This window comes from Vibrio vulnificus NBRC 15645 = ATCC 27562, assembly GCF_002224265.1.
Classification (GTDB): domain Bacteria; phylum Pseudomonadota; class Gammaproteobacteria; order Enterobacterales; family Vibrionaceae; genus Vibrio; species Vibrio vulnificus.
Window position 1 is genome coordinate 2790329 of the sequence record NZ_CP012881.1, and the last position, 12331, is coordinate 2802659.

The following is a 12331-nucleotide window of genomic DNA, read 5'->3' on the forward strand; positions in this document are numbered from 1 at the left end:
CATCAAAATGTCAGCTGTTCAGTTCAACAAGAAAGGGAAAGTGAGTCGGGTACTGCCTTTCTCTTGCGTTGATGGGCCGGGGAATCGCCTGGTGATTTTTTTGCAGGGATGTAATTTCAACTGCTTAAACTGTCACAATCCTCACACAATTAATCACTGCAACCATTGTGGTGACTGTGTGACAACGTGTCCTTCAGGCGCCCTAATAAAGAAAAACAACAACGTTGTTTGGCTAGAAGAGGTTTGCACCCACTGCGATCATTGTCTTGAAACTTGTTCGTATCACTCGAATCCAAAAATAAAAGAGTGGACGGTTTTGGACATGATCGATTTGATCCGTAAACACCACCTGTTTATCGATGGTGTCACCGTGTCCGGTGGGGAAGCAACCCTACAACTTGGCTTTATTGTCGAGTTATTCAAAGCGATAAAACAAGACGTTGAATTGGCGCATTTAAGCTGTTTCATCGACAGTAATGGTTCACTAACAACTCATGGCTGGGTAAAAATTGCCCCCTATCTCGACGGTGCGATGATTGACCTGAAAGCATGGCAATCCGAAACGCATCGTTGGTTAGTGGGTCGAGATAATCATAGAGTCATATTGTCGATAAAATATCTTGTTGAACTGGGCAAGCTGCATGAAGTTCGCCTGCTGCACATCCCCGAAAAAAGCGATCTCGCGTGTGAAGTGGACGCGTTGGCTCAATTTCTTAATACGTTGCCTGACCGGGTCACGATTCGCCTCAATGGCTTTGCTCACCACGGTGTAATAGGTGAGGCCTTGAACTGGCCTGCTTGTGATAGAGAGTCGATGAACGGTTTCTATCAGGCGTTGAAACGCCGAATCCCACATCGAATCGCCATACCGAAAACGCCGCTCTATCGAGACATTGCTTAGTCGTTGAAACGGCTACTTCTCATTGAGTTGATGAAGCTGGCTTTTTAACCAAGTCAGCGCCGGATCATTCAAGCTCTGTTTGTTATACACCAAGCTATACGCGACTTGCCCATAGTCAAACGGCAAGCTCTTCTGAATTAGCCCTTTGGCTTGTAAAGCCGTCTCTGCCCACAGTTTCGAGCAAGTAAAAAGCAATGGGGTACGATGACACATCACGGCCGCCGCGCCAAAATCTGCGACCGAAAGGGCGATCTCTCGCGCTTTATGGCTCTGAATCAAGGTTTGCTCGAAGTAGGGTATCGCCAACTCTTTGTCGTGAATGCCAATGTGTTGGAATGACAGGTAGTCCTCGATGGTAAAGTCGGTTTGCTGCGCCGGATGTGTCTTATTCATTAAGCAGATCATCTCGTCGCGTTTGATCGTATGCCAAATCAACTCACGGTTCATGGTTGGAGGTTGGCTAATGTCGTGGGGCAACAAGATAAAATCAACTTGGCCGCGTAGCAGAGCCTCAAAGCCATGCTGCTCCTTAGCGTATATATGAAGATGCGCTTTGGGGGTCTGTTGGAGGATCTGGCTGAACGTGTCAGCAAACACTTCAAAGGTACTTTCACGCATCGAAAGTGAGAAGGTCCCATTGTATGAGTTTGCGTCAAATGTACCTTGGTGAATTACCCCATTCATACTGGAAAGAATGCCGTGAATGGCCGGACCGATGCTCAGTGCATAAGAGGTAGGGATCAGTTGGGTTCCGTCGCGATAAAAGAGTTCATCGTTTAACACACTGCGTAATTGAGACAAAATCTTGCTTACACAAGAGGGGGTGACGCACAGTTGCTCCGCCGCGCTTGTCACGCTGTGAGTGGTTAATAAAACATGCAAAACGGTTAAATGTTTAAGGCTAATTCGAGAAAGAGAAATGTAATCCATAAAATGTGTTTCAACTCAGCGTTTCATGGATTACACCACATTTTCATGGGGAAACAAGCGTTGTTGGTGGAAGATGTTGCCAATAAAAAGAAAAACCGTGACTTATTCGCACTAAGTCACGGTTAATTCAGCGATGATCCGGTTTATAGGACTGGTACAAAGTCAATTGTGCCATTTTCACCTGCTGCTAGCGTGGTGGTGCCGACTTGCCCAGTGGGTAATGGAATTGCGGTACCATCGTATTGAATGGGGTTGTCATCCCCGGCGTTACAACTGAATGCAACGGTGTAAGTACCCGCATTTAAGAACCCAAATGCGTAGTTATTGTTTTCATCCAAACCTGCCGATGCAATGGGTTTTACCGCGTTTTCTGGGACGGGATTCTGACCGTCAAATTCTGGGTCATCTTCATCGACCAAATCGATGAGATTGGCGCTGTCGTGTCCTTCTCCTTCATAGAGGTAAACAAACGCTTGGCTGTCAGCCGTGCAGCTTTCGTCCCCTGTTAGAAGGTTATCGTCGACATTCCCTGAGATACTCACTGCGGAAGCATTAGAAACAATAGAGACACCATGAGGCTTAAGAATGTAGCCATTGTTACTGCCTAAATTGCCGCGCATCACCAAAGACTGGCGAAGGTCAAACTCAATAGTGTAGAGCTGGACGGCCTCGGAAGTGACATCGAAACTGCCTAACTTTAACTTGTTGCTCGGTTGCTTCAAAGGTTGTTGGCCGCTGTCATCGACCACGTAATTGACCCCATTTTCATTCGTCACATGCAGTATCAGCTCTTTATAGCTGCCTACAGGGACGGGTTGCGTACTGACGATCAATACGGAGTCCGTACCTTGGTAGTCAAGCAAGTCAATTTTTTGGTAGTCCACGCCAGTAGAAGGTACCACGTCAAGGAAAACAGAGTTGCCTTCGTTATCCACTAACTCAACCTGAGTGAAGCCCACGGAGACGGACTGAGCACTGTCAACGGGTGCATCAGAGACATAAAATGAGACATTGGCGGTTTTGCCTCCGTCACTACCACCGCAGCCGGCTAAGAGTAGCGCTGCCGCGACAGAAGAAATTGCAGATTTAGTTAGTCCATTCATTACACATATCTCATTACAACTGATGATACTGTCAATTATAGTCGTTATTTTTGAATGCGAATGTTCTGCGCGTTAGGCGTGTGCAAGTATTTTGTCAACTTGTACCTTCGAAAATTATTAATTCATTTAATCCACACGATAAAGATATTTGTCTGTCTTCTTGCGTGGTTCACCGTTATAAACCCGAGCGCAAAAATGCGTTTTGAATTGTGCGGAATGAGCTGAATGGAAAAGTTGATAGATGCGCTAATTACCCATGGTTATTACATTTGGGATGATTTTTTAGACTCGCAGTCCGTCGCGGATTTACGAGAAGCGATACCAGCAAACTGGAAGCAGGCGAGAATTGGCCGCAATGACGACTTGGTGAAAGCGACGAAGATTCGCAGCGACAAAATTCAGTGGCTTCAACGAGAGAATGCGAGAGCGGTAGGTCACTATCTCGACGTGATGGAAGAGATTCGATTGAGTGTCAATCGCTATCTTTACCTAGGGTTGTTTGAATATGAAGCGCATTTTGCCAAGTATGAACCGGGCGATTTCTATCAAAAGCACTTAGACAGTTTTCAAGGGCAAGAAAACCGAAAACTAACGACCGTGTTTTACATGAATGAGGATTGGCAGCCGGGAGATGGCGGTGAATTACATCTGTACGATCTTCAGGACGATTTGCTAGAAGTCATCGCGCCAAAGAGCGGAAGACTGGTTGTTTTTCTCTCGGAGCTGTTCCCCCATGAAGTGCTGACCAGCCATATTAACCGCTACAGCATTGCAGGGTGGTTCCGCATCAATGGCGTGCGGGACAATCTATTGGATATCTCCAAATAAGGCATCGGTTACTCTCTTGCACTGTTATGTGATGTCGTATGCAACCTAGCCTATTTGAAATGAAAACCGCCTTTTGGCGGTTTTTTGTCAAACGGTTTTACTGACGAGAGCCGAGAAAGCTACTTACTGTCTTGAATGGACATTTGATAGCAGTCATCTAAGTGGCGCTTTAGCGCACCAAAAACAGTTGGACAAAGTTTGCCATCGTCCACCAAGGCCGTCATCAAGGCTTCAATTTCATGTTGTGGCATTCTTGGACGATAGGGGCGATCTTGGGACAATGCTTGAAAGACGTCGGCGACGGCAATAATTCTCGACGGCAGATCCAGATTGGTGGCCGTTTTGTGGTATGGGTAACCAGAACCATCTAACCTTTCGTGGTGGTTGGATGCCCACTCAGCAATTTTTGAGTTGGGGAAGACTTTATGCAGAGCAAGTTCGGTATCGATGGTATGCCGTTTGATTCTTGTGTACTCCTGATCATTGAGCTTTCCTTGTTTATGAAGAATGTCATCAGGGGTTTTTAACTTGCCGATGTCGTGCACTAAGCCGGCAATAAAAATCATCTCTTGGTCATGCTCGCAGAGCGACATTTTTCCAGCGAGGAAGCGTGAGATTTCGGCGACTTTCTGTGAGTGTTGATAAGTAAATGGGCTTTTGGCATCGACAATTCGAGCGAGAAAAAGACCCAAGCTCATTAAGTCACCGATAGTGAGCTGTTTTTGCAGCCAATCGATATGTGAGAAGCCAAGCCCAATGGTTTCGATGTTTTCCGATTCCATTGCAAACCAGAAGCCGTCAGTCATGATGAGTTTGACCATCACATCACACATTCCAGGATGGAAGAGGCTACCCGCATTGGTCATGATGGTGTCGGCGATGGCGTGTTCATGCAGCGTCACCATATCACTATGACACTCATCGGTGAATTGAGCTCTGAGAAAATCTAGGCGATCAGAAAGATACAAAAGCGCTGCGATGTCTTTGTTAAACGGAGAGACTTCTAAGGTTTCAAGCTCATCCCAACGAGTGTGGTGATACAGAATTGACTCAGCAAACTGAGCCAAAATATTACACTGTTGTAAAGATTGGTAACCGCGAATGCAGTGGGCTTGGGCGTCTTGTGGCATCAGCGTCTCTAGCAGCATTAAATGCTCTTTCGTTTCCGAGACGCCACAATCGTGCACCATTCCAGCAAAATAGCTGAACTCCGCTTTTTTTAAATCCCAACCCAGAGCAAGCGCGCATTGGTAAGCGATATAGGCGACACGGTGGTTATGGTGAGTGTCATCGACTCCGACATAATCTAAAGCACGTGCCACCCAAATCAGAGCCTGTTTGAGGTCCACTTCAAAATGAAGCGAGCTTGACTCACATGTATTATTCATTGATGTTCCGACATTACGTTATCCCATTCCTACTTGAAGCTGCAGCGCTGTTGGCTCGGCTCATTATCTGAAACGCCAGTCCGACCCAATCACGTATTCTGTCTATGTTCATGGGGAAGACCTCACTTGCCGCCTACCTACAACTCCAAGTGGTTTGGGTATCTTGTTATTAAGTGTTGTTGACTTATTTGTAATAGTTTTCATTTATGATACTTGCTTTATATGCAAATTATCATCTTTGAAACAAGCTATTGTTGAGTAATTTGAAGTCGGTGACACTTTTGTTACGTGGTCGGATCTCGTTGCGCGGAAAGTGTCCGCTTTAAATGCAAAAAGGGCAGTTTTCGCGTGTCAGTCCATCTGTGCCGTTCAACCTTGCTAAATGCTGTTTTCCCTGCGTAATACCCATTTGATAGCCTTGATGAAGTTTGCGTTGATTCATCGTTAACCGTTTCACCTTAAAACCTTCTTCTGGTGCAATCACTCGGATAGTGGCATCGGGCGGTGGGAAGCGAATAAACGCCAATGCTGCATTGTAATTTTTGGCTCGTTGACGCAGCGCTTTAGCGATAGTGGGTTGACGTGACAACAAGGTGTTGGTGAGCCAAGTGTGGCGACTTTCTGGCATCTCGTAGCTCAATGGGTGCGACAACACCACCGTTATGTCACGAGCGCCTTGGCGATACGCTTCTTTCACTGGAATGGAATCCGAGACCCCGCCATCGGTAAAACAACTGCCTGCAAAGCAAGGTGGTTGGCGATAAGCAATAGGTAGGGCACAGCTCGCTTCCAATAATTGATTTACATTCTGCTTGGTTAGCTGTTGATAGCGTGGTAACCCTGTTGCTATGTCAGTGGTGGTGGCCAGCAAACGCGTGTTTGTAAAAAGACGTTCTGCCTCAATGGGGTAGCGACGCATGGATTCGTCAACCAACCATTTTACGTCCACCAAATCGCCCCCTTTGATAAAACGTTTTGGGTTATAAAAACGCTGAGATGTGGCCAATTTAGTGATGACATTAAAACTACGCCCTTGAGCGTTCGCCAAATAGCCAACCAAATTGGATGCGCCAGCCGACACCCCAATGGCCAGATCAAAAGGTTGATAATTTTGCTGCAAAAATGCGTCCAATACGCCGCTGGCAAATACGCCGCGCATTGCGCCCCCTTCCACGACCAGTGCTTTCATCTCTCTTTACCGTTTAGATTCACTCTAGTCTGCAAGGCTAAAACAACCGGGCGGGATGTCGTAGTCGGTTGTGTTTATCGTTGAAATAGGAGGCGTCTATTAATGGCTGAGTGAATGGTGGGGCTTGGGCTTAGAGGCTGCGATTTGAGCGCTACGGACAATCTTGGTCATCGAGCATTTTCTCATAGCAACCATTGGCAATGAGCTTTTTCATACCGTCTTCATAGGCATCGAGCAGCGCTTTGCCACGCGGTGTTTTTTGAAACAACAGGAACATAGGCTCACTGAGAAGCGGCTTGGGATCCGTCATGATCACGCGTTCATCATACCCCGTCACTTGGTTGATGAGTAAGCGTCCGACGCGTTTTTCAGCCGGCACCGCGTCAATTCTTCCCCGATGCAGTTTGTGGAAATTCTCCTTTTGATTGGAACTGATGAGAGGAAATACTTTGTGTTGTCGCAACAGCAACGTCGAGGAAAATCCTTCTACACCGCCAATACGGTAGTTAGCCAAATCAGAAATAGCACTCCAGCGAATGGGCATCGATTCACGGTAAAAAATCACCGTTTCTGCAAACATGATTGGCGTAGGGGATTGATAAAAAATCTGTTGGCGTGCTTCATTGCTATACCAAGGGAAAGTGGCGTCTGCTTTTTCATGCTCGACAAGTTTAGTGCTACGAACCCAAGGATGGTATGAGTAGTGAACTTCGTAACCCTGGCTGGTGTAGATCTGGCGGATGATTTTCTCCAGTGTACCTTGACGCTCACTGGTATAAGGTGCCCATTCGCCAATCGCAAAATGGACGACGTCCGGCTGAGTAGGCGGCGCTGCGGCGACCACGCTGTTGGCGATCATAACGAACAGACAAAGTGACAAGATCGGTTTATGTATCAATGTTCTCTACTCGGTTTTATGTCGAACGAGGTGACCGTCGTTAAGCGTCGCTTTGACGAACGGGTTATTAGAGTGTAGCAAAGCGAACTGACTTGTCGTGACATTCGCTTCTGGTTGAAAGGCTAGGTTCTCATGTTGCTAAGTGGGTTGAACTCGCAGAAATGACATTGCTTGGAGCAAAACGCCGTGGTTGATCACAACAAATTAACAATTGATTTTTCCCCCACGAGTGACAAGTTAAAATAGCGCCATAAATCATTGAAGTTAATCGGTATGACCTGGAATTTTATTCTCAACCCGCAAGCTGGCGGAGGAAAAGCACTTCGCTTTTGGCAACAACTCAAGCCTTTACTTTCTCAACACAATATCAAGCACCATTTCCATCAAACTCAATACCAAGGGCATGCCAAAGTTCTCAGTCGAGCGTTGGCAGAGAAAGGCGAACGCGCGTTTGTGGCAATCGGAGGAGATGGAAGCGTTAACGAACTGCTTCAAGGGATCTTTGAATCTGGTTGCGATTTACAAGAATTTGTTCTTACCGTTGCGCCGCAAGGGACGGGCAATGATTGGGCGCGCTATCACCACATTCCCAAAAGTCCAAACGCGTGGCTTGAGTTTCTTCAAACCGCTAATGTGGTCGAACATGATGTGGGGGTGGTGGAGTATGGTGACGATTTTTTACAGCAGCATGTGTTCATCAATATGGCGGGCAGTGGGCTTGATTGCCACATATTGCAGCAAATGGGATGCGCGGGTGGTAAGTCACTGCGTTACTACTCTACGCTGCTGAGTTCTCTTTACGGTTATCAAGGTCGCACGTTGCACTTCAAATGTTTTGATGATTCCTCTTCGCAAGATGTGGCCAGAACGGTCCTACTCAGCATGTTTTGCATCGGCCGTTATGGCGGTGCCGGAATGGATTTTTCCCCCAAAGCGCACCATCAATCGGGTGTGCTACACGCCGTTTTTGTAGAAGATATGCCGTTTTTGCAGCGTCTTTTCAGTTTGCCGTATTTACTCAATGGAAAAATCGAACACCACCGCCGAGTGCATGCGGAAACAATGCGCGCACTGTTAGTGGCAGGCGAAGACACTGCCTTGTTCCAATGCGATGGCGAACTGATTGGAGCGTTGCCAGCTCGACTGACGCTTCGCCCTTGCGCTATACGAGTACTAACAAGGTGTTAGAACGGAGTGTATTCCAAAGTTTACACTTTTGGATAAAATGCATTACATTTTGCTTGATCTAAAAATGAAGATGCTACAAAATCGCCATCAACCTAGTTAATTTGGTGGTGATGATTCTCTTTTCTACCATTTGTCTCTAGGCCTATATTCTGTTCCGTAAATATAAGAATACACTATGAGCCGTTCAAAGATTTTTGGTAGTACTTTGATTATTGCAGGCACCACAATTGGTGCTGGAATGCTTGCATTGCCCCTTGCTTCGGCAGGGATTGGTTTTTCCACTTCCGTCATGATTATGATCGGCTTTTGGGTTTTGATGTCGTATACCGCGCTGTTGATGGTGGAGCTCCATCAAGAGGCAGATAGAAGTGCGACGCTGCACACGCTGGCGAAACAAATTCTAGGCACGAAAGGAAAATGGGTTGCCAGTTTTGCCATGCTGTTTCTGTTTTACGCGCTTTGCGCAGCTTACATTGCTGGTGGTGGTGCGCAGTTTGGTGAGCGCCTTGCCGCTTGGTTTTCCATCGAAATGGATGCCTCTGTGGCAACGGTCATCTTTACCGTGATTGTGGCCGCGGTGGTAACCAGTGGTACGGCGACCGTCGATAGAGTAAACCGCGTTTTATTTGGTTTAAAAATGGTTGCCATGGTCGCGGTGCTGTTCTTTCTCGCTCCTAATGTGACGGAGTCTTACTTGCTCAGCATGCCGATCCAACAAGGGTTGATTGTCGCGGCTCTGCCCGTCATTTTTACGTCGTTTGGTTTCCACAGCAGCATTCCTGCTATTGTGAATTACCTTGATGGCGATACCAAATCGCTGCGCAAAGCGATTGTCATTGGATCGTCCATTCCTCTGATTATTTATGTGTTCTGGCAACTGGTCACGCTCGGCGTGGTGAATCAAGAGGTACTGCTTAATAACTCAGGGTTGACGGCGTTGATTGCCCAGTTGGCCGCGAAAGTTCAGCAATCTTACTTAAGCCAATTGGTAGGCGTGTTCGCGGACTTGGCTCTGTTAACCTCATTTTTAGGGGTGAGCCTAGGTTTGTTTGAGTTTCTTGGCGATGTCATCAAAAAGAGTGGCCAGAAACAAAATCGCGTCATTCCTGCAGTGGTGACATTTACACCGCCGCTGATGTTTGCGCTTTTCTACCCACAGGGCTTCATTATGGCGCTTGGTTATGCCGCAATTGCATTGGCTGTTTTGGCGATTTTCTTGCCGGTGGTGATGGTAAACAAAGTACGTAAATCACCAGAGAAGCAGGGGAGTTACCAAGTGGCTGGTGGCCAACTAGCGTTAACGCTCACAGGCGTAACCGGGGTTGTGATTGTTGCGGCCCAGATCCTGATAACCGTTGGGGTTCTGCCTGCGTTAGGGTAACAATAGTGATGATGTTGGGCTGGTTAACACAACCAGCCCTTTTTGTATCAACGATTCAGAGGTGCACATGATAGCGATGACTCAGCTCGATCACCTAGTTTTGACCGTTAAGGATATTCCGACCTCTGTGGCGTTTTACACCCACTGCTTGGGGATGGAGAAGCAGGAATTTGCTGGTGGACGTATTGCACTCAACTTTGGGCAACAGAAGATCAACCTTCATCAGTGGCAGCACGAATTTGAACCTAAGGCAGGTCATGTGCAACCTGGCAGTGCCGATCTCTGTTTTATCACCAATACGCCTATCCAAGAGGTCGCTACGTGGTTTATACAATGTGGTATTGAGATTGAAGAGGGGCCGGTTCAAAGAACGGGTGCTACTGGGCCGATTATCTCGGTTTACATTCGCGATCCTGACATGAATTTGATTGAAGTTGCCAACCGCTTTTAGTTTTATAACAGTGATAAGACCAGTCAGAAAAATGTCGTCCGTTTTGATTAATTCATCAAAATAAATGGCTTATTTTCAGTCAAAAAAATGGATATTAATGTAGATCAAACAATCTGCATTTTGCCGCTCTTCTATCAGGCAATCGCTCTTTTTTGCTCCTACAATTAGGAGTGTTGGGAGACAAAATAGACGGAGCAATAGGCAAGCATGAAGGCTGGCCATCTTTTGCTACGTGTAAAGGAGCTGGGAATGGAACTGCTAGAAGTCAACAATTGTGCTTATTTTCATCACACGAATTCATTGAATGAGCAATTGGAAAGCATTCGTGATCGCATGCGTATCCATGAGCCTAGTATCGATCGGATTTCGTTTGCACTGTTTGATGAAGATGACAACCAATTGAAAACCTATGCTGACAGCAGTGGCTTGTATCCTCAACTCGCACACTTTAGTGCCTATTTGGATGAGCTGCCAATGTTGCAGCGTTGTGTCGAAGAGCAGAGCCACCGTATTGTTGCGGATTTAAACAGCTTGGCGTCCAGTAAGCATGTGATGTCGCTTCTTCATGCAGGTTATCGTTCATCGGTTGCCATTCCATGTTTTGAAAAAGACAAATTTGTGGGTTTTCTCTTCCTGAACTCTCGAGAAGTGGACGCGTTTGATGAAGGGCTGATTGAGAAACTTCAGCCTTACATTGATATGGTGAAATTCACCATTGTCTCTGAATATCAGATCGTGCACGCCATTGCGGATTGTGCTGAACGAACTCAAGTTCTGTTTCCTGTTTACCATAAAGATTCGTGTGCGCACAAAGAGCGCATGAGCCATTACACCCGAATCATTGCGCACGACATGGCGGCGGAGTGGTCGCTAGACGACGAAACCATAGAGCATCTCTCTCTTTTCGCCCGCTTCCACGATTTGGGTAAAGTGAGACTCGACATCGAACTGGTGTGCAAAACCGATACGCTGGATGAGCAAGAACGCAATACGATGCGTAATCATGTTGAAAATGGCATAGAGATTATGGATCGCATCTTGGAATCGCTTGGCAATCCAAATCATCCAAGCATCACACTTCTTACACAAATTATGGCCTATCACCATGAGTTTTTAGATGGCTCAGGTTATCCATTTGGTTTGAAAGGGGAGGAAATACCACCTGCGGCAAGAATTGTCTCGGTAGCGAATGTGTTTGATGCGCTCACCACGCACAGGCCTTATCGCCAAGCTTGGTCGGTGACGCATGCCTTGCTAGAGCTTGAAAAAATGGTGATTGCAGGAAAACTGGATCGCAGATGCGTGAATGCGCTGCGCGAACACCAAGAAGAGCTGCGTGATGTTGTGGCGCGTTTTCCAGAACACGACCCCAAAGATGGTTTCTACTAAAAACCTTACTTTTAATAGGAAAAGACAATTAAATCTATAGATTTAATCGTTTTTACCTCTAATCTCCGCTCGCATAGACTACACCCATTGAGAGAAGAAAGGCTTCTCTAGCAAAAATAAATAAGGGTGATGCTATGTCTAATACAAATTATATCGGTCTCGATCAGCAGCTAGCTCAAGCGTTGGCAGAACAACTCAATCAACTTCTTGCAAACTATCAAGTGCTTTACATGAACACTCGTGGTTACCACTGGAATATCAAAGGTCAGCAGTTTTTCGAATTGCACGTAAAATTTGAAGAAATCTATACCGATCTGCAGGTGAAGGTGGATGAATTGGCAGAGCGTATTTTAACGCTTGGTTTTACGCCAAAACACAGCTTTAGCACCTACTTACTAAACAGTGAGATTGCTGAACATCAAGATGTGTTCAGTGGCGAGGAGTCTGTTTCTGGTTTGGTGGATGGCTTTAGCAAGTTGTTGGTTAAGCAACGTGCGATTCTTAAGCAGGCAGGTGAAGCAGAAGATGAAGGTACCGCTGCGCTGATGGGAGATTACATCCGCGAGCAAGAAAAACTGTTGTGGATGCTTAACGCTTACCTCCAATAAAGCGCCCTTGGCAAACAGTCAATGACAAGTCGCGCTACGCGATTTGTTATTGGCTGTATAAATGAACAGTATTTTGT

The 12331-nt window shown here is 46.4% G+C and carries 12 protein-coding genes; 7 read left to right on the plus strand and 5 right to left on the minus strand.

Translation table 11 applies throughout. The annotated features are described in order from the left end of the window. Positions 1-7: 7 nt before the first annotated feature. Positions 8-901, plus strand: coding sequence for a YjjW family glycine radical enzyme activase (locus AOT11_RS12850; RefSeq protein ID WP_017421155.1), 894 nt, complete (start codon positions 8-10; stop codon positions 899-901). A gap of 12 nt (positions 902-913) precedes the next feature. On the opposite strand, the gene AOT11_RS12855 is transcribed toward AOT11_RS12850, so the two are convergent. Beyond that, positions 914-1831: a LysR family transcriptional regulator gene (locus AOT11_RS12855; RefSeq protein ID WP_017421154.1), complete on the minus strand. Its 918-nt coding sequence runs from the start codon at positions 1829-1831 to the stop codon at positions 914-916. Between the two features lie 143 nt (positions 1832-1974). Then, positions 1975-2934: a DUF4382 domain-containing protein gene (locus AOT11_RS12860; protein ID WP_017421152.1), complete on the minus strand. Its 960-nt coding sequence runs from the start codon at positions 2932-2934 to the stop codon at positions 1975-1977. Between the two features lie 225 nt (positions 2935-3159). On the opposite strand from AOT11_RS12860, the gene AOT11_RS12865 reads away from it, so the two are divergent. Then, entirely contained in the window at positions 3160-3762 is a 603-nt protein-coding gene (locus tag AOT11_RS12865; protein WP_017421151.1) for a 2OG-Fe(II) oxygenase, read from the plus strand. Between the two features lie 119 nt (positions 3763-3881). Here AOT11_RS12865 and AOT11_RS12870 read toward each other — a convergent pair whose 3' ends face one another. The 3 genes from AOT11_RS12870 to AOT11_RS12885 all read right to left on the minus strand — a co-directional run bounded on the left by AOT11_RS12870 (position 3882) and on the right by AOT11_RS12885 (position 7198). Next, positions 3882-5150 (minus strand): HD-GYP domain-containing protein, encoded by a 1269-nt coding sequence (locus tag AOT11_RS12870; protein WP_017421150.1) that lies wholly within the window; start codon positions 5148-5150, stop codon positions 3882-3884. Between the two features lie 322 nt (positions 5151-5472). Further along, positions 5473-6339 (minus strand): patatin-like phospholipase family protein, encoded by an 867-nt coding sequence (locus AOT11_RS12880; RefSeq protein WP_017421149.1) that lies wholly within the window; start codon positions 6337-6339, stop codon positions 5473-5475. A gap of 151 nt (positions 6340-6490) precedes the next feature. Next, positions 6491-7198 carry a substrate-binding periplasmic protein gene (locus AOT11_RS12885; protein ID WP_017421148.1) on the minus strand — a complete coding sequence of 236 codons (708 nt, stop codon included), beginning with the start codon at positions 7196-7198 and terminating at the stop codon, positions 6491-6493. A 312-nt stretch (positions 7199-7510) separates the two neighbouring features. Between AOT11_RS12885 and AOT11_RS12890 the strand changes: the two genes are divergently transcribed. From AOT11_RS12890 to AOT11_RS12910, 5 genes are all read left to right on the plus strand, one after another. After that, positions 7511-8425 carry a diacylglycerol/lipid kinase family protein gene (locus tag AOT11_RS12890; RefSeq protein WP_017421147.1) on the plus strand — a complete coding sequence of 305 codons (915 nt, stop codon included), beginning with the start codon at positions 7511-7513 and terminating at the stop codon, positions 8423-8425. Between the two features lie 175 nt (positions 8426-8600). Then, on the plus strand, positions 8601-9806 hold the full coding sequence (locus AOT11_RS12895; RefSeq protein WP_017421146.1) for an aromatic amino acid transport family protein: 1206 nt from the start codon (positions 8601-8603) through the stop codon (positions 9804-9806). Between the two features lie 67 nt (positions 9807-9873). Then, positions 9874-10257: a VOC family protein gene (locus AOT11_RS12900; protein ID WP_026050542.1), complete on the plus strand. Its 384-nt coding sequence runs from the start codon at positions 9874-9876 to the stop codon at positions 10255-10257. Positions 10258-10506: 249 nt separating this feature from the next. Continuing rightward, positions 10507-11646 (plus strand): HD domain-containing phosphohydrolase, encoded by a 1140-nt coding sequence (locus AOT11_RS12905; RefSeq protein ID WP_017421145.1) that lies wholly within the window; start codon positions 10507-10509, stop codon positions 11644-11646. A gap of 134 nt (positions 11647-11780) precedes the next feature. Then, complete coding sequence (locus AOT11_RS12910) at positions 11781-12254, plus strand: Dps family protein (protein ID WP_011080164.1); 474 nt, start codon at positions 11781-11783, stop codon at positions 12252-12254. The last annotated feature ends 77 nt before the right edge of the window (positions 12255-12331 follow it).